General features: G+C 65.9%; 25 protein-coding genes. 3 read left to right on the forward strand and 22 right to left on the reverse strand.

What is annotated here, in order from left to right:
* Positions 1 to 19: 19 nt before the first annotated feature.
* The 14 genes from atpC to M3N53_02130 all read right to left on the reverse strand — a co-directional run bounded on the left by atpC (position 20) and on the right by M3N53_02130 (position 11,272).
* On the reverse strand, positions 20 to 421 hold the full coding sequence (gene atpC / locus M3N53_02065) for an ATP synthase F1 subunit epsilon (GenBank protein ID MDP9067118.1): 402 nt from the start codon (positions 419 to 421) through the stop codon (positions 20 to 22).
* Positions 421 to 1,869, reverse strand: coding sequence for a F0F1 ATP synthase subunit beta (atpD, locus tag M3N53_02070; GenBank protein ID MDP9067119.1), 1,449 nt, complete (start codon positions 1,867 to 1,869; stop codon positions 421 to 423). Before atpD ends, atpC begins: the two co-directional genes overlap by 1 nt.
* Positions 1,870 to 1,893: 24 nt before the next feature.
* Entirely contained in the window at positions 1,894 to 2,814 is a 921-nt protein-coding gene (locus tag M3N53_02075; protein ID MDP9067120.1) for a F0F1 ATP synthase subunit gamma, read from the reverse strand.
* Positions 2,815 to 4,515, reverse strand: a complete 1,701-nt coding sequence (gene atpA, locus M3N53_02080; protein MDP9067121.1) for a F0F1 ATP synthase subunit alpha — start codon at positions 4,513 to 4,515, stop codon at positions 2,815 to 2,817.
* Positions 4,516 to 5,061 carry an ATP synthase F1 subunit delta gene (atpH, locus tag M3N53_02085; protein ID MDP9067122.1) on the reverse strand — a complete coding sequence of 182 codons (546 nt, stop codon included), beginning with the start codon at positions 5,059 to 5,061 and terminating at the stop codon, positions 4,516 to 4,518.
* Positions 5,061 to 5,630: a F0F1 ATP synthase subunit B gene (atpF, locus tag M3N53_02090; protein MDP9067123.1), complete on the reverse strand. Its 570-nt coding sequence runs from the start codon at positions 5,628 to 5,630 to the stop codon at positions 5,061 to 5,063. The genes atpH and atpF overlap by 1 nt, the downstream gene beginning before the upstream one ends.
* An 18-nt stretch (positions 5,631 to 5,648) precedes the next feature.
* Entirely contained in the window at positions 5,649 to 5,909 is a 261-nt protein-coding gene (gene atpE / locus M3N53_02095; protein MDP9067124.1) for an ATP synthase F0 subunit C, read from the reverse strand.
* A gap of 33 nt (positions 5,910 to 5,942) precedes the next feature.
* A complete protein-coding gene (gene atpB / locus M3N53_02100) occupies positions 5,943 to 6,797 on the reverse strand; it encodes a F0F1 ATP synthase subunit A (protein ID MDP9067125.1) in 855 nt (284 codons plus the stop codon).
* Positions 6,798 to 6,811: 14 nt separating this feature from the next.
* A complete protein-coding gene (locus tag M3N53_02105; GenBank protein ID MDP9067126.1) occupies positions 6,812 to 7,213 on the reverse strand; it encodes a hypothetical protein in 402 nt (133 codons plus the stop codon).
* Positions 7,214 to 7,231: 18 nt separating this feature from the next.
* Positions 7,232 to 7,432, reverse strand: coding sequence for an AtpZ/AtpI family protein (locus M3N53_02110; protein ID MDP9067127.1), 201 nt, complete (start codon positions 7,430 to 7,432; stop codon positions 7,232 to 7,234).
* Positions 7,433 to 7,653: 221 nt separating this feature from the next.
* Positions 7,654 to 8,787, reverse strand: a complete 1,134-nt coding sequence (locus tag M3N53_02115) for an undecaprenyl/decaprenyl-phosphate alpha-N-acetylglucosaminyl 1-phosphate transferase (protein MDP9067128.1) — start codon at positions 8,785 to 8,787, stop codon at positions 7,654 to 7,656.
* Positions 8,788 to 8,799: 12 nt separating this feature from the next.
* Positions 8,800 to 9,996, reverse strand: a complete 1,197-nt coding sequence (locus tag M3N53_02120; protein ID MDP9067129.1) for a serine hydroxymethyltransferase — start codon at positions 9,994 to 9,996, stop codon at positions 8,800 to 8,802.
* Between the two features lie 65 nt (positions 9,997 to 10,061).
* The gene (gene rpiB, locus M3N53_02125; protein ID MDP9067130.1) at positions 10,062 to 10,511 is read right to left on the reverse strand and encodes a ribose 5-phosphate isomerase B; all 450 of its coding nucleotides are present in this window, start codon (positions 10,509 to 10,511) and stop codon (positions 10,062 to 10,064) included.
* 224 nt (positions 10,512 to 10,735) lie between these two features.
* The gene (locus M3N53_02130) at positions 10,736 to 11,272 is read right to left on the reverse strand and encodes a low molecular weight phosphotyrosine protein phosphatase (protein MDP9067131.1); all 537 of its coding nucleotides are present in this window, start codon (positions 11,270 to 11,272) and stop codon (positions 10,736 to 10,738) included.
* Positions 11,273 to 11,322: 50 nt separating this feature from the next.
* Here M3N53_02130 and M3N53_02135 point away from each other — a divergent pair, with 50 nt between their 5' ends.
* Positions 11,323 to 12,822 (forward strand): carboxypeptidase M32, encoded by a 1,500-nt coding sequence (locus M3N53_02135; protein ID MDP9067132.1) that lies wholly within the window; start codon positions 11,323 to 11,325, stop codon positions 12,820 to 12,822.
* 57 nt (positions 12,823 to 12,879) lie between these two features.
* Here the strand turns inward: M3N53_02135 and M3N53_02140 are convergent, their stop codons facing one another.
* Positions 12,880 to 13,938, reverse strand: coding sequence for a GerMN domain-containing protein (locus tag M3N53_02140; GenBank protein MDP9067133.1), 1,059 nt, complete (start codon positions 13,936 to 13,938; stop codon positions 12,880 to 12,882).
* A 71-nt stretch (positions 13,939 to 14,009) separates the two neighbouring features.
* Positions 14,010 to 14,522, reverse strand: coding sequence for a hypothetical protein (locus tag M3N53_02145; protein MDP9067134.1), 513 nt, complete (start codon positions 14,520 to 14,522; stop codon positions 14,010 to 14,012).
* A 213-nt stretch (positions 14,523 to 14,735) separates the two neighbouring features.
* Here M3N53_02145 and M3N53_02150 point away from each other — a divergent pair, with 213 nt between their 5' ends.
* Positions 14,736 to 16,784, forward strand: coding sequence for a CocE/NonD family hydrolase (locus M3N53_02150; protein MDP9067135.1), 2,049 nt, complete (start codon positions 14,736 to 14,738; stop codon positions 16,782 to 16,784).
* Positions 16,785 to 16,809: 25 nt separating this feature from the next.
* Here M3N53_02150 and M3N53_02155 read toward each other — a convergent pair whose 3' ends face one another.
* The 3 genes from M3N53_02155 to prfA all read right to left on the reverse strand — a co-directional run bounded on the left by M3N53_02155 (position 16,810) and on the right by prfA (position 19,261).
* Complete coding sequence (locus M3N53_02155) at positions 16,810 to 17,409, reverse strand: L-threonylcarbamoyladenylate synthase (protein ID MDP9067136.1); 600 nt, start codon at positions 17,407 to 17,409, stop codon at positions 16,810 to 16,812.
* The gene (gene prmC, locus M3N53_02160) at positions 17,397 to 18,107 is read right to left on the reverse strand and encodes a peptide chain release factor N(5)-glutamine methyltransferase (GenBank protein ID MDP9067137.1); all 711 of its coding nucleotides are present in this window, start codon (positions 18,105 to 18,107) and stop codon (positions 17,397 to 17,399) included. Before prmC ends, M3N53_02155 begins: the two co-directional genes overlap by 13 nt.
* 80 nt (positions 18,108 to 18,187) lie before the next feature.
* Positions 18,188 to 19,261: a peptide chain release factor 1 gene (gene prfA / locus M3N53_02165; GenBank protein ID MDP9067138.1), complete on the reverse strand. Its 1,074-nt coding sequence runs from the start codon at positions 19,259 to 19,261 to the stop codon at positions 18,188 to 18,190.
* Positions 19,262 to 19,390: 129 nt separating this feature from the next.
* Here prfA and M3N53_02170 point away from each other — a divergent pair, with 129 nt between their 5' ends.
* Positions 19,391 to 21,361: a hypothetical protein gene (locus M3N53_02170; GenBank protein ID MDP9067139.1), complete on the forward strand. Its 1,971-nt coding sequence runs from the start codon at positions 19,391 to 19,393 to the stop codon at positions 21,359 to 21,361.
* Between the two features lie 11 nt (positions 21,362 to 21,372).
* Here M3N53_02170 and M3N53_02175 read toward each other — a convergent pair whose 3' ends face one another.
* The 3 genes from M3N53_02175 to rho all read right to left on the reverse strand — a co-directional run bounded on the left by M3N53_02175 (position 21,373) and on the right by rho (position 24,442).
* Positions 21,373 to 22,254, reverse strand: a complete 882-nt coding sequence (locus M3N53_02175) for a DUF1385 domain-containing protein (protein MDP9067140.1) — start codon at positions 22,252 to 22,254, stop codon at positions 21,373 to 21,375.
* 71 nt (positions 22,255 to 22,325) lie between these two features.
* Complete coding sequence (gene rpmE / locus M3N53_02180; GenBank protein ID MDP9067141.1) at positions 22,326 to 22,544, reverse strand: 50S ribosomal protein L31; 219 nt, start codon at positions 22,542 to 22,544, stop codon at positions 22,326 to 22,328.
* A 167-nt stretch (positions 22,545 to 22,711) separates the two neighbouring features.
* Positions 22,712 to 24,442: a transcription termination factor Rho gene (gene rho, locus M3N53_02185; protein MDP9067142.1), complete on the reverse strand. Its 1,731-nt coding sequence runs from the start codon at positions 24,440 to 24,442 to the stop codon at positions 22,712 to 22,714.
* Between the last annotated feature and the right edge of the window lies 1 nt (position 24,443).

Consider the following 24,443-nt stretch of genomic DNA (forward strand, 5'->3'; position numbering starts at 1 on the left):
CCCCCCGTTCGCTTTGTGTCTAGTCGCGGCCCAACTCGGGTCGAGCCAGCGCCGCGCGCATACCGGCCTCGGCTCGCTCGTCTACGTCCTCGTCTCTCCGTCGCTGTGCCTCTTGGATGCGCCGGCGCGCTTCGCCGGCGTCGATGTCTCCGGCCTCATCGGCGTCATCGGCCAGAACGATCACGTGATAGCCGTCCCCGTCTCGCGAGGCCTCGAGGAAGCCTCCGGGAACGATGTACGAGTGCCGGCTGCCACCGGCCACGATCGTCACGAGCCCCGGCGTCAGCGCCGCCAGGAACGGGACGTGGTCGTTCATGATCCCGAACTCGCCCTCGGGCGACCGCGCGATTACCAGCTCGGCGTCGCCCGAGAAGATCTCCTCCTCGGGCGTGACCACGCTCACTGCAAACGGAGTTGCCACTAGTCGGCGAGCTCCTTGGCCTTCGCTTGTGCCTCTTCGATGCCACCCACCATGTAGAAGGCCTGCTCGGGAAGGTCGTCGTACTCGCCCTCGGCGAGCCCCTTGAAGGATTGGATGGTCTCGTCGACCGGCACGTACTTACCGGGGATGCCGGTGAACTGCTCCGCGACGAAGAACGGCTGCGAGAGGAACCTCTGGATCTTGCGCGCCCGCTGAACCGTGATGCGGTCCTCTTCGGAGAGCTCGTCGATCCCGAGGATGGCGATGATGTCCTGGAGGTCCTTGTACCTCTGCAGGATCCTCTGCACGGTCAATGCCACGTTGTAGTGCTCGTCGCCGACATAGCGCGGGTCCAGGATCCGGCTGGTGGAGTCCAGCGGGTCGACCGCCGGGTAGATGCCCAGCTCGGAGATCTGGCGGGAGAGCACCGTGGTCGCGTCGAGGTGGGCGAACGTGGTGTGTGGGGCGGGGTCGGTGATGTCGTCGGCCGGCACGTAGATCGCCTGCAGAGAGGTGATCGAGCGGCCCTTGGTGGACGTGATCCGCTCCTGCAGCTCGCCCATCTCCTCGGACAGCGTCGGCTGGTAACCGACGGCCGACGGCATCCGGCCCAACAACGTAGACACCTCGGAGCCGGCCTGGACGAAGCGGAAGATGTTGTCGATGAAGAGGAGCACATCCTGGTGCTCACGGTCGCGGAAGTACTCCGCCATGGTCAGCGCGGCCAGCGCAACCCGCAGGCGCACGCCCGGAGGCTCGTCCATCTGGCCATACACGAGAGCGGTCTTCTCGAGCACGCCTGACTCTTTCATCTCGAGCCACAGGTCGGTCCCCTCACGCGTGCGCTCGCCTACGCCTGCAAAGACGGAGACACCACCGTGCTCCTGAGCGACGCGCTGGATCATCTCCATGATGACGACGGTCTTGCCGACGCCGGCTCCGCCGAACATCCCGATCTTTCCGCCCTGGACGTACGGCTCGAGGAGGTCGATGACCTTGATGCCGGTCTCGAACATCTCGGTCTGCGGCTCGAGGTCCTCGAAGTCCGGCGCCTGACGGTGGATCGGCCAGCGCTCGACGTCGTCTGGGATCGTGGACTCGTCGACGGGCTCGCCGAGGACGTTGTAGACGTGGCCCAAGGTGGCCGGGCCCACCGGGACGGTGATGGGCTGTCCGGTGTTGGTCACCCTGGCGCCGCGCACGAGGCCGTCGGTGGCCTTCATGCAGATCGCCTTGACCGTGCTCTCACCGATGTGCTGGCTGACCTCGGCCGTGATGACGTCGGTCTTGCCGGCGATCGTGCGATCCACGACGAGCGCGTATCCGATCTCGGGCAGCTGGCCCGGCGGGAACTCGACCTCGATGACGGGACCCGTGATCGTGAGGATCCGGCCCTCGCTCGTGCGGAGCTCGTCTCCGCCGGAAAGTCTCTCTTCGGTGATGGCCACTGCTCTACCTCCTGCTTCCTTTGATCAGTCAGCGTTGAATGCTGCGCGGTGTACTTGGGTTCCTTTGTCCACGCGGCCTCCGGAGAGCGCCTCCGCGCCACCGATGACCTCCATGATCTCCGTGGTGATCTCCGCCTGGCGCGCCTGGTTGTAGACCCGCGTGAGCCCTTCGATCAGCTCGTCGGCGTTGTCCGTCGCGGCCTTCATGGCCCGGCGTCGAGCGGCGTGCTCCGACGCTGCCGCCTCGAGCATCGCCTGAAGCACGGCGCCCTCGACGTAGCGCGGAAGCAGGAGGCCCAGGATGTCCGCGGGCTCCGGCTCGAAGACGTAGTTCGCTCGCTTCGTTTCTTCTGGACCGTCCGTCACGTCCTCGGTCGAGGCTGGCAGCAGCTTCACGACCACCGGTCTCTGGATCACCACAGACTGGAACTGCGTGTAGGCGAGGCGGACCTCGTCGATCTCGCCCTTGGCGAACGCCTCTACGGCCGCGCGAGCGACCGTGCGAGCGTTGTCGATCTTCGGCTGGTCCGAATAGCCCTCCCACGCGTCCGAGAAGTCGTAGCCCCGGAACTTGAAGTAAGAGATCGCCTTCTTGCCTGACAGGAACAGCTTGGTGTCGTCATGGTCGGCCATGTCCCGCTCGGCCGCGCGGATGACGTTGGAGTTGTACGCCCCTGCCAACCCCCGGTCGGCGGTGATGACGATCATCCCGATCCGGCTGGAGCCCTCGCGCTGCCTGAGCAGCGGATGGTCGATGTTGCCCGCGTTGCGTGTCACCGAAGCCATCAGATTGCGCAGTTGCTCGGCGTAGGGACGAGCCGCCTCCACGCGACGTTGTGCCTTGATGATGCGCGACGAGGCGATGAGCTCCATGGCGCGCGTGATCTTCTGGGTCGACTTGACCGACCCGATCCTGCGCTTGACCGCCCGAAGCTGCTGCGCCATCTAGCTACCGGTAGCGGAGGGGCCGGTGGACTGGGTTGCGTCCGACGGCGTGGTGGTGTTGGTCGGCGCTCCGCCGCCCGAACCCACCGCGGCCGCGTCCACCACGGGGCTGTTCGTCTCCGGAGCTCCCTCGGCCGCGGCGGTCGTCTCGACGGTCTCCTCGCTGTCGGTCCAGGAGGCCTTGAAGTCTTCGACCGCCGACTTCAGCTGGGCAGTGGTGTCATCGTCGAGCTTCCCGGTCGACACGATGGTCTGGCCGATCCCCGAGTGACGCGACTTCACTTGCTCGATCAGCCGCTGCTCGAAGTCGTTGACCTTGCCGAGAGGAACGTCGTCCATGTAGCCATTGGTGACGGCCCAGATCGAGATGACCTGGTCCTCGACAGGGTACGGCGTGTACTGACGCTGCTTGAGCACCTCGACCACGCGGGCTCCGCGGTCCAGCTGGGCTTGGGAGGCCTTGTCTAGGTCCGAGCCGAACTCGGCGAAGGCCTCGAGCTCACGGAACTGCGCGAGGTCCAAACGGAGGCGACCGGCGACCTGCTTCATCGCCTTGATCTGCGCGTTACCGCCCACTCGGGAGACCGAGATACCGACGTTGATCGCGGGACGTACACCGGAGAAGAAGAGGTCCGACTCCAGGAAGATCTGACCGTCGGTGATCGAGATGACGTTCGTGGGGATGTAGGCGGAAACGTCTCCGCCCTTGGTCTCGATGATCGGGAGAGCCGTCAGGGAACCCCCGCCGTTCTCGTCCGACAGCTTCGCGGCACGCTCCAGCAACCGGGAGTGGAGGTAGAAGACGTCGCCTGGATAAGCCTCGCGGCCCGGCGGACGACGAAGTAGCAGCGACAGCTGACGATACGCGATCGCCTGCTTGGAGAGGTCGTCGTAGATGATCAGCGCGTGCTGGCCGTTCTCCATCCAGTGCTGTCCCATTGCGCAACCTGAGAAGGGGGCCAGGTACTGGAAGGGCGCGGGATCCGACGCGGGAGCGTTCACGACCACCGTGTACTCCAGGGCACCGCGTGACTCCAGAGCTGCAACGACCTCTGCCACCGTCGAGGCTTTCTGACCCACGGCAACGTAGATGCACTTCACGGCTTGGTCCGTGCCCCAGAGCTGGCGCTGGTTGATGATCGCGTCGATGGCGATCGCGGTCTTGCCGGTCTGGCGGTCGCCGATGATCAGCTCGCGTTGGCCCCGGCCGACCGGAATCATGCCGTCGATCGCCTTGATCCCCGTCTGAAGGGGCTCGCTCACGGGCTGGCGGGCGGTCACGCCGGGCGCCTGAACCTCGAGGGCGCGAGTGGTCTCGTATTGGATCGGCCCCTTGCCGTCGATGGGTTCGCCGAGAGCGTTCACGACGCGGCCCAACAGGCCGTCGCCGACACCGACCGAGAGGATGCGGCCCGTCTGCTTGACCGGGTTGCCCTCTTCGATGTGCGAGGCCTCCCCGAGGATGACGCAACCGATCTCGTCCTCGTCGAGGTTCATGGCGAGACCGATGATCCCCCCGGGGAATTCCAGCATCTCGTTGGCCATGACGCCGGGAAGACCGGTGACACGAGCGATGCCGTCTCCTACTTCATTGACGCGGCCGACCTCTTCCTTCTGAACCGAGGGCTGGAAGTCGGTGACGTAGCGCTGGAGAACCGCAGAGATCTCCGATGCGTCGATGTTGAGCTCGCGTTGAGACACTTAACTCCTCACCTGCTCCTTCAGTTGCTCGAGACGGCGCCGAACGGTGCCGTCGATGACCGTGTCCCCGACCTTGGCGACGACCCCTCCCAGGACCTCGGGATCCACGATGACCTTGAGTTCGACCTTCTTGCCCGTCGTCTTGGACAGAGCTTGCGCCAGGCTGGTCTTCTGCTGGTCATCCAGCGGGATGGCGCTGCGGACCTCCGCGACGACCGAATCGCGCGCAGCGGCGGCCAGATCGCTGAGCTCGCTAAGGATCTGTGGCAACTGCCGGGCGCGTCCCTGCTCGACGACGAAGCCGAGCAGCCCCAGCGTGTGCGCCGAGACCTTGCTGTCGAGCAGCTCGTTCAGGACCTTCTTGCGCTGGTCGGTGTCGATCGCTTGGTCGCTCAAAACCTGCTTCAGCTCGTTGTTGGTCTCCAGCAGCTTGCCGAAGCGGTAGAGCTCGTCCTCGACACGTTCCAGCTCGCCCTCCGCCTGCACGACCTGGAACAGCGCGTTGGCGTAACCCTGGATGAGCTCCTGCGACATCACGTTCGCCACTAGTTACTGCTCCCGTTCCCCATCCCGGCGACGTCACGGATGTAGGCGTCGACCATCTCTTTCTGTGCATTCGCATCGATCGACCGGCCGACCACCTTCTCGGCCAGCTGGATGGAAAGAGCGGCGACGGTTGACTGCAGCTCTTGCATCGTGCTGGCGCGCTCGGCGGCGATCGACTCCTGAGCCCGAGTGGTGATCGCTTCCGCCTCGGCCTGGGCCTTGGCGATTAGATCCTTGCGCACCTGCTCGGCCTGCTGGCGCGCCTCTTCGACGATGCGGTTGGCCTCGCCGCGCGAGTCGGCGATCTGCTGCTGGTATTGACGCTTCTCGCTCTCGGCCTCCGTCTTGGCGCGTTCGGCGGCCTCGAGGTCGGACTGGATCTGCTTCTCGCGGGCCTCTACGGCTTCACGCAGCTTCGGGAACGCGAACTTGTTGAGGACGAAGAGCACGATCGAGAACGCAACGGCGCCCCAGATCAGCTCGTCGATCGCCGGCAGGATCAGGTCGGTTCCCGACGGCTCCTCGGCTCCCTCGGCTGCGGCCAGGAGGACCTTGCCTACGTATGTCATCAGTCGATCTCCCGCCTACTAGAGGATGAATGCGAGAACGAAACCGAACAGGGCAAGTGCCTCGATCAGCGCGAACCCGAGGAACATCGTGGTCCGCGTTTCGCCTGCCGTCTCGGGCTGTCGGGCCATGGCCTCGATGGCGCTGGCGAAGACGAGCCCGATGCCGATGCCGGGGCCGATAGCGGCCAACCCATACACCAGCCCGTGTGCGACGGACCTCAGTCCCTCGTCGGTGACCCCTCCCGCTTCCTGGGCCAACTGGAAGATCTCGCTGGTCATCTCTCTGCTCCCTCCTGTTTCGGTGCGGGCCGCTTAAGCGGCTACGCCTTCTAGTGCCGGTCGTCTGTCTTCCTGAGGTGTTTCGTGAGCGGTCTCGTCGTGCGTGAGGTGGTCTTCGGCGCCGTGGCCGTGGATCGCCTCGGCGATGTAGAACGCCGACAACATCGTGAAGATGTAGGCCTGCATCACCACGACCAGCATCTCGAGCATCATCAGCGCGGTAGCGACCGCCAGTGTGACGAGCCCGAGCGGCGCGGTTGGGCCGATGTTGGTGACGAGGAACTCGTGCGTGAACAAGAAGAAGATCGTCAAAAGGACGTGGCCGGCCATCATGTTCGCGAGCAACCGGACCATCAGGGTCAGCGGGCGGACGACGAACACCGAGAAGAACTCGATAGGCGTCAGCAAGATGTAGACGGGCTTAGGCACGCCGGGCGGGAACAGGGTGCCCTTGAGGTAGTGGCCCGGCCCCTGCTTAACGAGGCCCACGACGTTGAAGATGATCCAGGTCAGGATCGCCAGCATGAACGGGATCGCCATCCTCGAGGTGGGGGCGAAGTGGATCCCCGGCAGGATCGCGAGGACGTTCGAGAACAAGATAAAGAAGAAGACCGACGCGAGGTAGCCGGCGTACTTCGCGCCCTCCGGGCCGATCACGTCGATCGCGATGTTGTTCCGAACGAAGAGGTACAGGGTCTCGGCGAGGTTGCTCGCGCCCTTCGGCACCAGCGCCTTCTTGGCCGCGCCATAGAGGAAGAAGCCGATGCACAAGGCCGCCGCGAGCAGCGTCAGGATCCCGACGCGGTTCAGAGCGTAGGGCGTTCCCTCGAACAGGAGGGGATCCCAGAAGAACAGGTGGTTGATATCCAGTTCCAACGCAAGAACCATCGCCGCTCCTTCTCCTATGTCTTCTGTGGTTGGGGTTGTGGCTGGTTCGGCTGGACCTTGTACGCGCCGGCGCCCTCCCACAGCACGAGCAGGAGGTGCGATCCGACCAGTGTCAGGCCCGTGACCGGGAAGTAGACGATGTCGGTGGCCTTCAGCGCGAAGGAGAGACCGGTGAGGATCGCGAGGCCGATGGTGAAGGCGACCATGGCCGCCGGCAACAGGAGCCGCGGTGACGTCTCCGCAACGCCGCCGATGACGCGCGCCGCGAACAACAGGTTGATCAGGGTCATGCCAAGCCCGATCGCGCCGGAGAGGGCGTAGTTAGGGCCGTTCCAGATCCACAGAGCCGCGATGAGCACGGGAGCCACGACGACACTCCGGACGATCATCCTCCGGACCATCTGCAGCTCGACCACTGAGTTCTGCCCCTCCCGTTACTGCCTGTGACGCACCGCGTAGAAGACGGTCACCACGCCGAGCGCCCAACCGACGATCGCCCCGAAGATCTGGAGCCAAGGCTCTGTGCCGAGCCAGCCATCGAGTGCCCGGCCCCCGAACCAAAAGACCAGCACCACGAGCACGAATCCGAAGGCGACCGACAGTCCTTGGGACGCCTGCGACATCCCCTTCGCCATGTCTGAACCCCGACCCCGTGAGGAGCCGGGACCCTGCCGCCGTCGGGGAAACTGGCTCACGAAGGATGCACCTTAACCCACGAAACGACCTTGTGAAACTTTTCACAAGCTACCGCACGCGGGCCTCGCGCGCAAACCACGCCGTCGCTCGGATGACGCTGCGCGGTGTCCGCGGATGCTTGATTTCCCGCGCACCGGTCGGCAACTCGACCTAGACGCCGCTAGGGCGCGATCCGCTCCTGGATCACCTTCGTAAGCAACGGGAACAAGGTGTAGAGCACGATCGCGGCGACCAACACCGGCAGCGAGAAGATGACGTCGTTGCGGTCGAAGAAGGTGAAGGCGAGGCCGGCGCCCGCGGCCAGCGCAGACCAGATGTACATGACGACTACGGCTTGACGATGCCCGTGCCCCAGGTCCATGAGCCGGTGATGCAGGTGCTCTTTGTCCGCGTGGAAGACGCTCGTGCGCCTGCGCGCCCGCCGCACCACGGCCAGCACGGCGTCGGCCAACGGTAATGCGAGCACGAGCAGTGGGATCAAGAGCGGCGAATAAGCCAAGAAGACCTGCGGCGTTGACGTCTGCGCCAGTGTCGAGATGAACGAGGTGTTGGTGATGCCCACGACGGTCGCGCCGCCGAGGACGAGCCCGAGCAGCATGCTTCCGGAGTCACCCATGAAGATCCTCGCGGGGTGGAAGTTGTAGCGCAGGAATCCCAGTGTTGCTCCGACAAGAGCTATCGCAAGCAACGGAGGCGGCGCCGCCAGAGCGGCCAGGCTCTCGCCTTGCGTGACGCTCAGCTGGTAGGTGTAGACGAAGAACGCCGAGGCCGCGATCGCGACGAGCCCGGCGGCCAAACCGTCCAAACCGTCGATCAGGTTGACCGCGTTGATCATCGCGACAAGCCACCCGACGGTGACCAGGAACGACACATCGTCGCTCAGAGGGACGAAGGTTCCACTCGGCAGCAAGACGTACTGCATCTTCACCCCCGCGAGGAACAACATCCCGGAGGCAAACACCTGTCCCGCGAGCTTGACGGGGGCGGGGAGATCCCTCAGGTCGTCGACCATCCCGAGAAGGAAGATCACGACTCCCCCGCCGAGGATCCCCAGCATCTGTGACGTCTGGCTGAAGATGCCTTCGAAGAACGGAAGCCGCGAAGCTATGGCCCCAGCGGCCATGATGCCGAGGAACATCGCGATCCCGCCCAGCGTGGGTGTGGGATGCGCGTGGACCTTGCGGTCGTTCGGGCGGTCGATCGCACCCAGCTTCGTCGACAGCCGGCACACGAGCGGCGTCGTGAAGAAAGAGACGAAGAAGGCGACCAGTCCAACGGTCAGGTAAGGCCTCAAACCAGCCGCTCCTTACACCACGTCCGGGTAGGGACGGAACCGGTTGGTCAGCTCCTTGACCCTGGCGGCGACGTCGGCGCGGACCTGCGCGGAGTCGTCCTTCAATGTCGTAGCGATCAGCCGCGCCACCTCGCGGACCTCTTCCTCCTTCATCCCCGTCGTCGTGGCGGCGGGCGTGCCGATGCGGAGGCCCGACGCGATGAAGGGCTTCTCGGGGTCGTACGGGATCGCGTTCTTGTTGACGGTGATGCCGACCGCGTCCAAACGAGCCTCTGCCTCCTTGCCCGTCAGCCCCACCGGGCGAAGATCGACGAGCATCAGATGGTTGTCCGTACCTCCAGAGACGATCCGGAGGCCGTGTTCGTTGAGCGCGTCGGCCATCGCGCGCGCGTTCGCCACCACCTGTTCGGCGTAGGCGCGGAAGCCGTCTCCGGCGGCTTCCTTGAAAGCGACGGCTTTCGCCGCGATGACGTGCATCATCGGGCCGCCCTGCCAGCCCGGGAACACGCTCTTGTCGATCACCGACGCGTGCTCTTCCTTGCACATGATCATGGCGCCGCGGGGGCCGCGCAGCGTCTTGTGCGTGGTGCAGGTGACCACGTCCGCGTGCTCCACCGGGTTCGGGTGCACCCCACCCGCAACGAGGCCGATGAAGTGCGCCGCATCGACGAGGAATATCGCGCCGACCTCGTCGGCGATCGAGCGGAACGCGGGGAAGTCCCAGATCCGCGAGTAGGCGGTCGCGCCCGCGACGATCAACTTCGGCTTCTCGCGGAGCGCGATGTCACGCACCTCGTCGAGGTCGATCCGCTCGTCCGACTCGCGCACGCCGTATGACACCACCTTGAAGAGCTTGCCCGTGAAGTTGACGCGCGACCCGTGGGTCAGGTGGCCGCCCATGGCCAGATCCATCCCCATGAAGGTGTCACCCGGCTGTAGGAAAGCGAAGTACGCAGCTGCGTTCGCTTGTGCACCGGCATGCGGCTGCACGTTCACGTGATCCGCCCCAAACAGCGCCTTCGCCCGCTCGATCGCCAGGTTCTCGGCGACGTCGACATGCTCGCAGCCGCCGTAATAGCGCTTGCCGGGATACCCCTCCGCGTATTTGTTCGTGAGCGGGGTCCCCAGCGCCGCCAGCACGGCGGGAGACGAGAAGTTCTCCGATGCGATCAGCTCGATCTTCGAGTTCTCGCGGTGGACCTCGTCCATCACGGCATCCGCCAGCTCGGGATCGATCTTCTCGACCGCGGCCCAGTCGCTCCACCCAGGGTTGCTCATCGACATTCCTCTTTCTCTATCTCCGCGATCAGGGCAAGGCGCCGGTCGTGGCGTCCGGACTCGAACTCGGTCGTGAGGAAGACGTCCAGGATCGCGCACGCCATGTGCTCGGCAACGATCCTTCCGCCGAGAGACAAGACGTTCGCGTCATTGTGCTGTCTTGCCAGCCGCGCCGTGAACTCGTCCAGACACAGCGCGGCGCGGACGCCATGGACCTTGTTGGCCGCGATCTGCTCGCCCTGGCCGCTGCCGCCCATGACGACGCCGAGGTCGGCTTCCGCGTTCACGACCGCCCGTCCCACCGCGGCGCAGTAAGGCGGGTAGTCGACCGCCTCTTCCGAGTCGGTGCCGAGGTCGACGATGTCGTGGCCGAGATCGACGAGATGCTTAGCGACGGCCACCTTCAGCCGGTATCCGGCATGGTCGGCTCCGAGGGCGATCCTCACCAGTGTCCCGTCGCGTAAGCAGCGTGAATGTCCAGAGCGACACTGCGCGCCGAGGGCAAGGCGCGAGGAGGGCGCATACCCGCAGGGTATGTAACCGACGAGGAACGCAGCCATCGGTGATGCAGGGGCGTTCTGGCGTCACGGTGATCTACGCGTCGGGGCACCTACGCAGCATATCCATGGACCCTTCGCGACCTGCGGTATCCGGCGAGGAACGGGTGGACCTAGACCCCCGACCCGCACAGCAGATCCGCCAGTCTGCGGACGCCGATCTCGATCTCTCCCGCGGCTCGCTCGTAGGCGAAGACCGGCAGGCCCATCGGGTCGTCGAGGTCGAGCGCCCGGCGCGGTTCCGGCCGACCGGCACGCAGCAACGTCTGCAAGCGGGCCGTCGCCTCCGTCGAGGGGCATTCCTCGACCTCCATCTCCGCGAGCTCCTTCATGAGGATCATCTTGGTTCCGACGTCCTTCGCGACCTCGCGGAGCTCCCGTGCATGCACGCTCGTCATGGCGACGACCAGATCCGCCTCCGCCAGCTCCGCGGGGTCGACGGGACGGGAGCGGTGGTCGTCGAACTCGATCCCCCGGTCCCTAAGGACCTCCAAAGCCTCGGGCTGCGCCGGGTTCCCGAAGCCGGCCCAGGTGCCCGCAGAGGCAACCTCGATGTCACGGCACCCGCGGCGCGCCAGCTCCTCTCGAAGCATCACCTCCGCCATCGGCGACCGGCAGATGTTCCCCGTGCACACCATCAGCACCTTCATCGCCCCTGTATACCGTCCGGTCGCCGACACTCGGTCAGTAGGGTGGAGCGATGAGCAACGCTTGGTCGAAGCTGCGCCCGCACATCGCGGAGCTGTCGGATCTAAGCAGCGCCCTGCGCCTGCTGGGGTGGGATCAGCACGTCATGATGCCGGTGGGCGGCGGAGCCGCTCGGGCATCGGCGATCGCGACGCTGCAAGGGCTCGCTCATGCCCGTCTGTCCTCACCCGAGACCGGCGAGCTCGTCGCCGCGGCCGAAGCTGACGAGTCCCTCGGCGACATAGAACGCGCGTCGGTCGCCCTTCTGAGGCGGGACTACGACAAGGCGACGAAGCTCCCCGAAGCGCTGGTTCGTGAGCTTGCCGAGGTCGAGGCGTTGTCCTTCCAGGCGTGGACGCAGGCGCGTCCCGCCAACGACTTCTCCATCCTCGAGCCGCATCTCGCCCGCCTCGTGGTGCTGAAGAAGCAGGCGGCGGACGCGATCGGCTGGGAGCAAGAGAGGTACGACGCCCTGCTGGACGACTACGAACCGGGTATCACGACGGCAGAAGTCGAAACCCTGTTCGACAGCCTGGTCCCGGCGTTGAAGCCGGTGGCAGAGACGATCCTGGGCGCGGCGGGCGAACGGCCCGAGTTCCTGTCGCGGACGTACGAGCCGGACAAGCAACAGTCTTTCTGCAACTGGCTCGTCAGAACGCTCGGCTTCGACCTGCAAGAGGGACGGTTCGACGTCTCGCCACACCCTTTCACCATCCACATCGGGCGCGGCGACGTTCGTCAGACCACGCGCTACGAGCCGCGGGCATTGATGATGTCGGTGCGCGCCTCGATCCACGAGACCGGCCACGCCTTGTACGAGCAAGGCATCCCCAAGGAGATGGTCGGTCTCCCGGCGGGAGAGGTGCGGTCGCTCGGGCTACACGAGTCGCAGTCGAGGATCTGGGAGATCCAGGTCGGCACCGGGCGGCCGTTCGTCGAGTTCATGCTCCCCCATCTGAAAGACCGGTTCCCAGAGGAGCTCGGGCGACTGACCCCGGACGAGTTCTATCGCGGGGTCAACCATCCCGACAGGAGCCTTATCCGCGTGCAGGCGGACGAGGTGACATACAACCTGCACATCGCGCTGCGCGCCGAGCTGGAGCTGGCTCTGTTCCGAGACCAGCTGTCGGTTGCGGACCTTCCCGACGCCTTCGAAGCCGCGATGGAGAAGTACGTGGGCGTACGACCCGACAGTCACGCCGATGGCGTCTTACAAGACATGCACTGGGCCGCGGGAGGATTCGGCTACTTCCCCACCTACACGCTCGGAACGCTGTATGCCGCCGCGCTCTTTGACAAGGCGCGAAGCGACCTGGGTGATCTCGAGCAGGAGTTCCGCAACGGCGATACGTCGCGGCTGCTCGAGTGGTTGCGGGAGAAGATCTACAGCCGCGGCGGCTGCGGTTCCGGCACCGAGATCGCGCAGGACGCTATCGGTGCGCCGCTAAGCGCGGACCCCTTCCTCAACCACCTGAAGAACAAGTACGCGGAGATCTACGACATCTCCTTCTAGTCGTCTGTATAGGTCATCCTCGAGCCGCCGAGGTTGGTCTCTCTCGTCCGCTAGCGGTCACGGAACCAGCATCACGGGGATCGAGATCACGTCGCGCTCGGATCCATCCTCGGCCGAGTGGGTCAGCACCTCCAGGCGCCCTTCCTGGGGCGCTTCGACCTGGAAGTCCAGCTCATAGGTGAAGTCGCCCCAGCAACCGCTGCCGCAGGTGGCGGTGGTGAAATCCTTTACCAGCAGCTTTCCCTCGGCGCCCCGCAACCTGATCGAGACGTTCGCCTCGAAGACGTTCGCGAACCCTGACACGATCGCCCCGTCGGCGATCTCCTGTTCGGGGCGTGGCTCTTCCACCACGATCGCGGGGGCCCGCTCCTGGAAGTCCCGGCGCGTCAGCGGGTCGGAGTGGTCGAGCCGTTCACCGCCGATCGCTTCGAGCTGCTGTCCGTCGATCAAGATCCGGGCCGCGTCGATGCCTTCGAACTGCGTGGCGGTGTAGATCACCTGCGCGACGCGCAGCTGTCTCGCGAGACTGCCTCCACCCGAGGTGAAACCGGAGCTGAGGTCGACCGTCAACGTCCGTCCGTCGCGCCCTACGTGGAGCAGCTCGGTCTTGTGCGGAATCGCGGTGGTCGCGCCTACCTCTCGGTCCGGCCCGGTCGGGCCGCCCACGAGGATCGTCAGCCAGAACGCCGCCTTCTGCGCGATCGCATCGTCGTCCGCGAGATCCGCCGAGATGCGACCCCCGAGCGCGGTGGTTCCCCACGACAGGCGCCCGTCCATGACGAACCACAGTTCGGACTCCGACATCGGCACCTTGACCTGCTGCTTGGAGGCTGCAGTCGCCTCGGGCTGAGGTGAGGCCGGAGTGTCGACCGGAGACAGCGGGGCGGGATCGAGGTCGGGCGCAGGGCGCAAGGTCACGGCCGCGAACACCGCGATGACCACGAGCGCGACGGCACCGAGGGCGGCGGTGGCCCGCCGGGCGTAGAGCGACCAGTGGGCGCGTCGCACGAAGTCGTTCCAGTCTGCTTCGCCGGTAATCGTCGCCAGCCGCAGCAGGCGCGGCGACTCGACTCGATAGAAGTCCTTGAACGCTGCATCACGTTCTCTGGTCCGCATGTCACCTCACAGACCCTCCGAGGCGTCGAAAGGTTGCAGTCATGTGTCGGCGCCGCGCCGGGTGCCGGTGGTCAGTAGCAGACGCCGTCGAGGCCCTCCCAGAGCAGATTCAAGGTCCCGCTCTCGAGCGTCGCCGAACCCTGCGCGGGTGCGGTTCCGTCCAGCCTCCACTGCACGTCGAAGGCGGTGCCGTGGCCGCCGACGGCCCGGCGCGTCACGAAGACGAAAGACGACGTGCCGTGGAAGCGCACCGCCCCGGGACGCATCACGCCTTCTGGCTCGGTGCAGTCCTCGCACACCACAAGGGGGTCATCCATGACCACCCGAACGTCAACTGGGCTGGAGCCCTCTGCCAACTCGAGGCTCACCGTCGCGGTCGTCGAAGCGTCCTCCTGGCATCCTGTCCCCAACGACAGCTCCGGGATCGTGGTCCACTCCGAGCTCGATGTGGACACGGGCGTGTTGGTCCACCGGAACGTCTGGCTGTCGATCGCGCCACCTCCCCTGCCGGTGCGAGCGACCACCGCCGTCGCACCAATCACCAGCAGCAAGAGCGCACCCGCCACGATCAGCCACCTGCGCATAACCACTCCTCTCTTCCCTGCCCGTTCGGAACGTTGGACGAGGCATACACCAGTTCCGTTCCCGCCATCAGACCTCTAGCGGGCGCGCGTTCGGCCGCAGCACTACGTCGGCGAGCAAGAGCTCTCTCGCGGAGGATCGTGGGGCCGGCCAGCAGGCTCACTTCGGCGGAACGGCCGCGGGTAGGGGAACCGACGGCTGATGTCGAACTGATCATGACGAGGCAGTCGCTGCGGGGGGCTAGAGAGAAGTTGCGCGGGATCATGCTGAGGGTGCTGGTGACGGGAGCGATATGTGTCGCGGCGACCGCTGTGTCAGCCGTCATCGTCTCGGCCCCCGCTGAAGCCAAATCTCCACCCGACCGCGGCACCGCCTTCGAGCCGCGAGCGTTATCGAAGCCGCTTTATGGAACAAAGCCGCCGTCCAAAGACCCCAGCCGACAGCAGCATTACGTCGAAGCTCACGACGGGGTCGACCTGTACGTCGAAACCTGGCTGCCCGCAGCGAAGGATGGGAACAGACCGCCCGGCAGGGTCGCGACGATCCTGGTCATGACGCCCTACGTCGACGCGGGCGAAGAGGAGTACGCGTACGAGAGGCCTTTTCTCATCGACTACTTCACCGCGCGCGGTTACGCGGTCGCGCAGCACCACGTGCGCGGCTCGGGTGAGTCCGGCGGCTGCCTCGAGCAGACCGGGCCGAACCAGATAAAGGACGGGGCGCGCGTCGTGGAGTACCTCGGCCGCGATGCTCCGTGGTCGAACGGCAAGGTCGGGATGTACGGGATCTCCTACGACGCGGAGACGCAGATATCGACGGCGGGACTCGGCGACCCGGAACGCACGAAGTACCTCAAGGCGATCGTGCCGACCTCTTCGGTGGGAGGGCAATACGACTGGAACTTCTTCGACGGCGTCAACTGGTACACACAGCCTCTACTGGGGAACACGAGCTACCTCTTGGGCAGCGTGATGCCGGGTAACACCTTCGCTCCCCAACACACTCCCGAGAGGGTGGAGTGCCAGGGACACATCATGCGTGAGTCGCTGAACTTCACCGGCGACTACACCGAGTACTGGCGCGAGCGCGAGTACCGGCCCGGAGCGCCGAAGACGAAAGCGGCGACCTTGTACGTGCACGGATTGCGCGACTTCGGCGTTCAGCCGATCACGCTCGCCGGCTGGTTCAACCGACTTCCCGAGGACACCCCGCACAAGGGCGTCTTCGGCGTGTGGGGCCACGAGTTCCCCGACAGCCACGGCTTCATCGAGCCGGACTGGGAGCGAACGGATTGGTTCGACATGGTGGCGGCGTGGTTCGACCGCTATCTGAAGGGCCTTCCCACAGCGGTGGAGAAGTGGCCAGACGTCCAGGTGCAGGACAACCTGGGGCAGTGGCGGGCGGTGGAGGAATTCCCGACGAGCGGAGGACCGCCCGGGCAGCTGGCGCTGGGGCCGGGAGGCAAGCTCGGGGTGACGACACCGGAAGGATCGACCGGCTACCGCGAGCAGCTTCACATGGGACCCGCAGCTCCCGGCCAGCAGATCGTGTTCGAGACCGCTCCCCTGAACGAACCGCTCCACCTGAGCGGACAGCCAATCCTCGATCTGTGGGTGGTTCTGGATCGTCCCGATGCCCACGTCACGGCCGCGCTGGAGGTGATCGGCCGCGACGGCGAGGTCATGCGCCACCAGCGAGGTGATTCGCCTTTCAACCCGCTCCTGGCTCCGGATCCTCCGATGGCGACCTACGGCGCTCGCTCGCTCCAGCACCTCGAGCCGATGCAGCGTGGATGGTTCGAGCAGGAAAACGCGGTCGCTCCTCCTACCGACCGCCCGCTTCAGGTGAACGTTCGGTTCCTGCCCACGGATCTCGTTGTCCCGAGCGGAGCCCGCCTGCGCCTCACGATCTCGGGGTCGGTTGCGTATTCGAGCTACATCGAGCAGCTCTTCGACCGGCGGACGCTGCCGTCGGGCAGCGCGACCCAGGTCACGGTCCTACATGACTGCAAACACCCGAGCGCGCTCCGCTTCCTGTTGCCGGATCCGCGCGACCAGTTGTTGAACGTGCGAGAGAAAGACGAACGCAAGGAACCACTCACATCACGACCGCTCGCCGCGGGACGTCAGGATGGGGCGGGCCTAGCGACGAAGCCGGTTTGCGGTGAGCAACCTGCAAAGGTGAGCCTCCTCCGCGACGGGACCGAGCACGGACCCAGCAGAGAGACCGGCGCGGGTCCGGCCGCAGCGTCCGGTGATCGGTGAGGCAGACACGCCGATCTAGCTTGGACTAGCGCGGCCCGGCTGCTCGGAGCACTAGATCGGCAGCGAGACCCCCCGCGCGCAGGACCTTCGGCTCGCCCAGCAAGCTCAGAACGGTGGACGGGGCCCCGGCCGCCGGCCCGCCGTCGATGTAGACAGCCACGCTGTCTCGGAGAGCGGCTCTCGCTTCGGCGACGGTCACGGCCGCCGCCTGACCGGAGATGTTTGCGCTCGTGACGGCGAGCGGACCGGAGCGCTCGAGCACAGCAAGAGCATGGGGAGAGGCAGGCACGCGCACCGCGACGCTCCCATCCTGGATGCCGCCGAGGTCGAAACCGAAACCGGTAGCGCGCGGCAAGACCAGTGTGAGGGGGCCGGGCCAGAACGTCGCCGCCAGCTCCAGAGCGCGCTGGTCGAAGGCAGCCACCGAGCGGAGCGCCGCCACGTTCGCCCCGAGCACCGGCAAAGCCCGCTCCTTCGGCCGCTCCTTGGCGGCGAAGATGGCCTCGACCGCATGCGGGAGGTCGGCGCGGGCCGCGACCCCGTACAGGGTGTCGGTAGGGATCACGACGAGCGAGCCGCTCTCTAGCGCGGCGACGGCCTCGTCGATCTGGTTCAGGGTCGCCACGTCGCCTCCGCGATGCGCGGCCGTCCCACCAGGTCGGGACGGATCGTCGGAGAGCTGTAGCCGAGGTGGGCCAAGACGCGGTGGACGACGTCGGCCTGGCGATCGCCGATCTCCGAGAGGAGGACGCCGCCGCTGCGCAACCATCCCTTCGCGCTGACCGCGATCCGCTCGAAGACTTCGAGGCCGTCGCGCGGTGAGAACAACGCCACGCCGGGCTCGTGATCGACGACCTCGGTCGGAAGCGCGCTTCTTTCTGCTTCGGAGACGTAGGGCGGGTTCGAAACGATCACATCGACGTTGCGACGCAACCGGTTGGCGACACCTTCGAAGAGATCACACACGATCAGCTCGACCGCGAGGCCGAGCCGGTCGCGGTTCTTTCGCGCCCACTCCAAAGCCTCTTCTGAGATGTCGGTGCCGACTACTCGCGCATCTGGTCGTTCGTGCGCGATGGAAAGAGCTATCGGCCCGGCGCCCGTGCCGATGTCGATGACGGTCCCGTTCGGGGGGAGGACCTCGATCGCGCGGCCCGCGAGCGACTCGGTCTCGGGTCGGGGCACCAGCGCGCCCGGGCCGATCTGCAACTCGAGGTGCCGGAAGCCGGCCAGGCCGGTGATGTACTGGAGGGGCTCGCCGGCCACCCGTCTCTGAACGAGCTCCATCAGTCTGGCGTCGTCGTCGGGCGCGGCCTCGATCAACCAGCGCGCCTCTTGATCCGCGTTGTGGATCCCGGCCTCGAGAAGCGGCTTCGAGACCCGCCGGACCCGCTCCGCGTCGGTCAGGAGGCATCCTCCAGGCCTGCGGCTCGATCCTCCGCAACCAGGCGGTCGATGAGATCGTCCAGGTCGCCTTCCAGGATCTCGCCGAGCCGGTGAACGGTGTAGTTGATCCGATGATCAGACACGCGGTTCTCCGCGAAGTTGTACGTCCGGATGCGCTCGGACCGGTCGGCGCTTCGGTACTGAGACTTCCGTTCCGCCGCTTGCTCCGCAAGCTGCTTCTCCTGTTCGATCTGAAGCAACCGCGCTCGCAAGATGCGCATGCCCTTCTCTTTGTTCTGTAACTGAGACTTCTCGTCCTGACAGGCGACCTCGACGCCCGTCGGCAGGTGTTTGATCCGCACCGCAGAGTCCGTGGTGTTGACCGACTGGCCTCCCGGGCCGCTGGAGCGGTAGACGTCGATCCGCAGGTCGTTCGGGTTGATCTCGACCTCTACCTCTTCCGCTTCGGGCATGACGAGAACGCCGGCGGCCGACGTGTGGATGCGGCCACTCGACTCCGTAACCGGGACGCGCTGGACGCGGTGCACGCCGCCCTCGTGCTTCAGTCGTGAGTACGCGCCCTTGCCCTTGACCGCAAAGACCACCTCTTTGACGCCGCCGACACCGCTGGGATTCGACGAGAGGACCTCCGTCTTCCACCGGTGCCGCTCGGCGTAGCGCGTGTACATCCGGAAGAGCTCCGCGGCGAACAGCCCAGCCTCGTCTCCGCCGGCCCCCGCTCTGACCTCGACGATCACGTCGCGCTCGTCGTTGGGGTCCTTGGGAAGAAGCGCCTCGGTGATCTGCTCCTCCAGCGCTCGCAACGTCGCCCGCTGCGTGGCGATCTCCTCTTCGATGTAGGTCTTCTCATCTCCCGAGGCGCCCGCCAGCATCTGCTTGGCTTCGTCTAGGTCCTCCGAGGCGCGCCGGTAGGTCCGCCACGCCTCGACGGTGGGCTTCAGCTCGGCATGCTCCTTGCCCAGCGCCTTCAGCTTGTCGGGACGTCCGCCGAGCGAAGGATCCGCCAACTCGCGCTCGACTTGCTCGAAGCGGGTTTCCAGGTCCTTCAGGCGGGCCTCTGGTAGGTGCATAAGGCCTTTCCTCTTGAGATGCTGCCCCTGTGGGCGCGCCGGAGCCTGAGTATTCTCCGGGACTCGCTCAAGGATACATCCGAGCTACCGACGAACAATGAGGCGAGGTCGGCTCTTCTGGGGGCAACGATGGATAGATCGAGGCGAACGTTCATACGAGGCACGCTGGCCGCGGTCGGCGCCGCGGCCACGCGTTTCGCTCCCGCGCAGGCTCTCGCTCGCCGCCGCCGCAAGAACGAGCCTCTGTTCGCGGACGAGTTCAAGCGCCGGAACCGGGATGGGTGGGGTGGCGTCTGGTTCAACCAGAGATACGGCCGTTCCTGGCGGGTCGAGTCGGGTCGCGGCATCTATCGCATGCCCGAGACGGAGAACCGCAACCCGTATCGGCCGAACCCGGTACTGGTCCTGGACCGCGACGTCGCCGACATCGACGTGCGGACGACGCTCTCCACCACCAACGCCACCGCGCGCATCGGCGTAGCTGCTCGCGCCACCGGCTATGCCGATTACTACGTCGCATACCTCTCGCCCGACAACCTTCTGAGGATCGGGCGCTGTGGCCATCACGACCTCCGGAAGATAGGCACGAAGCAGATGCGCTACGTCGCCAACCGCCGCTACCGGATCCGGTTCCAGGTGCGCGGTAGTGGCCCCGTCAGGCTGCGAGCGAAGGCATGGCCGGCAGGATCGGCCGAGCCGTTGAAATGGACGCTCGAGGTGATCGACAGCGCGCCGGACGCCATCAGGACCAAGGGCGCCTTCGGCGTCTGCTTCCAGCACGCGACCGACAGGCGGTCGGCCGCGGCCAGAGTCGTGGACTTCGTCGCCCGCTCCGACGAGAGGGGCTCCACCACCCCGCCGGCCCTCACCTTCTCGTTCGTGGGGCCGCCCAGCGGGTCGTCGGCCACCGCAGTGGCGAAGACGGCGGTGCCCGCAGAGATCCGCTTCGAGGTCGCGCGCGACCCCGCCTTCACGCAGCTGGTTCAGACGACGACCACGAAGCGCACGAACCGCGCTCTCGCGGTCAAAGGGCGTCTCGACTTCTCGAGCTTCGGCGAGTCGAGCGTCGTCTACTGGCGCGCGGTGGCCACGCGGAAAGGCGCGACGGTTGTCGGACCTACCTCGAGTTTCAGGACCGGGCCGGCCGCGGGGCTTCCAGTGCGATTCACGTTTGGCTCGTGCACCCGCTGGGACCCAACCCCGAAAAAATCCTTCGAGCACGCGCGGTTGAAGTTCCCCGACTTCTACCTGCACCAAGGGGACTTCGGGTACGTGTTCAGCAAGGTCGTCGCACAGGCGCCCGACACCTACCACGACCACTGGACGCGGATGCTGCTGGACCCCGCGCTTGCGGGCCTAACCAGAGAGGTGCCCCTGGGACTCGCCCGTGATGACGCGGAGTACGGCAACAACCGCGCCGACAGCCACACCATGCGCCGCTTCACGGTCAGAACGCACGACGACATGAACGGGAACCCGGGCCCCTACTACGAAACCCGCTACGGTGACGTGGCGGTCTTCTCGATCGACTGTCGCGGGTTCTCAACGGGGCGCGGCGTCCCGCTGGAGACCCGATCGAAGCTCGGGGATGCGCAGAAGCAGTGGCTGAAGGAGTCGATGGTCGGCGCGGTCTCCGAGGGAATGGCCCTGCTGGCGGTTTCGTCGCCGATGGCCTTCGGCTCCGACGCGAGCCCCGAGAGCTGGCGCCGCCAGTACACCTTCGAGTGGTCCGAGCTGATGGATTTCTTCCAGACGCTCGGCGCGCCCGTCTTGATCCTGTCGGGCGACGCGCACGGGCACCGGCTCCACGAGTTCCCCCAGAAGAACCTGTCGCCGGATGTCCCCCGGATCGTCGAGATGGTGTCCTCAGGAACCGAGCAGAACAAGTTCTTCGACGACATCGACCCGCGCTTTTTGATCAAGAAGGCCAAGGGCTCGGGATTCGGGCTCGTCGAGCTGGGGGCCGAGCAAGACGTCGGCGGCCAGCGCACCCGCACCCTCACGTTGACGGCGGTGAAGACCTCCGACGGGAGCCCCTACTGGACGGCGAGCTACCTAGTCGTACGCGGAGTGGGCCTCCTGCCGATAGCCGGCGGGTAGGTCCGCACAGATCAGTCCAGCGGTTCGGGCGCGTCCTCCTCGACGGGCGCGTCGATGTCCTTGGCGACGGCCTGCATCGCCGCGATCGCTACCTCGATCTGGTCCAGCGACGGTGGCTTCGTCGTGATCTTCTGCAGCGCCAGGCCCGGCAGCATCGATACGCGGAAGAACAACGAGTCCTCGTTCTTGGATCCCAACTTGATCGCCTCGTAGGAGACGCCCGCCAACACAGGAATGGCCAGGAGTCGCATCCCGATCCGCGGCAGTAGAGCCTCGGGGAGGAAGAGATCCATGATGAAGTGGGCCAGGATCGTCAGGAAGAGGACGATGAAGAGGAAATTCGTTCCGCACCGGACGTGCAGCGTCGAGTACTTCCGATCGATCTCCGCGGGGTCCAGGTCGTCGCCGTTCTCGTAGGCATAGATCGTCTTGTGCTCAGCGCCGTGGTACTGGAACACGCGTCGGATGTCTTTGAACTGCCCGATCACGAACAGGTAACCGACGAACATCGTGAGACGGACCGCGCCCTCGATCAGATTGAAGACGAGCTTCGACTCGCCGGTGAACCCCGCGACCAGCGACTGGATCAGACGCGTTCCGAACACCGGCAACACGATGAAGATGGCCGAGAACAACAGCATCGCAGTCCCCATGGTCCAGCCGAGCTGCTTGTCGCTGAGCTGCTCTTCCTCCTCGAGCGCGTGGTTCGCCGAGATCATCAGGGCCTTGATCCCGATCTGCAGCGACTCCACGAGAACCAACACACCCCGCGCGAGCGGCTTCTTCAGCCACGGATGACGCGATGCCAGGGTCGGCAGGTCGTGACGCTCGACCGCGATCGTCTGGTCGGGCCGGCGGCACGCAACCGACCACGACGCCGGCCCGCGCATCATCACGCCCTCTAGAACGGCCTGCCCTCCGATGGACGGCCGTTGGTGGTCGTGGGGTGGCGGCACTTAGCGGATCAGCTCTGGTTCGACGTCGGCTTCTTGCCGTACTTCTTCTGGAAGCGCTCGACGCGGCCCCCGGTGTCGACCAGCTTCTGCTTCCCCGTGTAGAAGGGATGGCAGTTGTTGCAGAGCTCGACGTGCAGCTCCTCCTTCACGCTGCGCGTCACGAAGGTGTTGCCGCAGGAACAAGTGACCTTCGTCTCTTTGAAGTCCGGGTGGATCCCCTGTTTCATGTCGATTCCTCTCTCGGTTCTGATTGCGCTAGCTCCCTGGCTTCCCGGGCCCGGCGCGCCTTGTCGTAGGCCACAGAGGCTCGCGCCATGATCCGAAAAGTCAGCCACAAGCCGCCGACCAGGCCGATGATAAGCAGCCATTGCGGCCAACCCAAGCCCAGCACCGGCTATTCCCCCTTCACGGGCGCCTTCGCGATCTCGCGCAGGAACTGCGCGTTGCCCTGAGTGGCCTTCATCTTGTCGATCAGGAGCTCCAGCGCACCACCGTCGGCAAGCGCGTGCAGAACGCGGCGGAGGCGCCAGACCAGCTGAAGCTCCTCCGGTGTGAGCAGCAGCTCCTCCTTCCGCGTTCCGGAGGCGGAGATGTCGATGGCGGGAAAGATCCGCTTCTCGGAGAGCTTCCGGTCGAGCTTGAGCTCCCAGTTACCGGTCCCTTTGAACTCCTCGAAGATGACCTCGTCCATCCGCGACCCGGTTTCGACCAGAGCGGTAGCGAGGATGGTGAGAGAGCCGCCGTGCTCGATGTTCCTGGCCGCACCGAAGAAGCGCTTGGGCGGGTACAGCGCGGTCGAGTCCACACCACCCGAGAGGATCCGGCCGGACGCGGGCGTCGCTAGGTTGTACGCACGCGACAACCGCGTGATCCCATCCAGCAGGATCATCACGTCTTTGCCCATCTCGACGAGACGCTTGGCGCGCTCCAGGGTCAGCTCCGTGACCTGGATGTGGTCGTCGGACGGACGGTCGAACGTGGAGTAGATGACTTCACCGTCAACCGACCGCTGCATGTCAGTCACTTCTTCGGGACGCTCGTCGACGAGCAACACGATCAGGTGCGTCTCGGGGTTGTTCGTGCGAACGGCGTTCGCGATCTCCTTCATCACCGTCGTCTTCCCGGCCTTCGGAGGACTCACAATCATTCCGCGCTGACCCTTGCCGATGGGAGCGATCAGATCGATGATGCGCGCCGTCACGAGTCGCGGGCTGTCCGGCTGCTCCAGAGTCAAACGGTCCTGCGGGTACAGCGGCGTCAGGTCCGCGAACCTAGGCCTCCGCTGCGCGTGCTCCGGCTCTTGCCCGTTGATCTGATGGATCTTGAGGAGAGCCTGGTACTTCTCGGACTCCTTCGGCGAACGCACGGAGCCTTGGACCTCGTCGCCCTTCCGCAGGTGGAACCGGCGGACTTGCGACACGGAGACGTAAACGTCTTTATCGCCGGGTAGGTAGCCGCTGGTCCGCAGGAACCCGTAGCCCTCCGGCAGGAGGTCGAGGATCCCGGTGCGGACCTCTGCGTTCGGGTCGTCTTCGGCCTCGGCGTCCTCCCACCGATCCTCTCGCATGTAGTGCGGGACGTTCGGACCACCCGGGCCGCCTGGGCCCCCCTGGCCCCCGCGGCCGCGGCGCCTCCTGCGTCCGCGCCCCTCACCGCGCGGCTCGGCCTTCTCGCGCGGCCGGTTGCCGCGGTTGTCACGGCCCCCTTGTTGCGGCCGGCGGCGCTGGTTGCGATCGTCGTTGCGGTGGTCACGCTCGTCTACAGCGGACTCATCGCGCACCGCGCCCGTCCCCGAGCCGCCCGACCCGCCGTTGTCGGGAGTGCCCGACGCGGCCGACGAGGGCGTTGAAGACTCGGCGCCGTTCGTGCCCGTTGTAGGTGCGGGCGGCGCGGTCTCGCGCCTAACCGGAGCCTGCGCTTCAGAAGGAGCGGCGGCCGAACTCTCGCCGGCACCTGCGGACGGATCCGGTGGCGCCGGCCGGTTTGGCTTGGGCGACCCGTTGCCGCCGCCGGAGATCCGGTCGATGATCTCTGCCTTCTTCAACCCGGTCACCTTCATGTCCAGTGACTTCGCGATCTCCTTCAGCTCGGCAACACCCTTGGTCTCGAGGACCGAGCGATCCATG

The organism is Actinomycetota bacterium, assembly GCA_030776625.1.
Lineage (GTDB): Bacteria > Actinomycetota > CADDZG01 > CADDZG01 > WHSQ01 > MB1-2.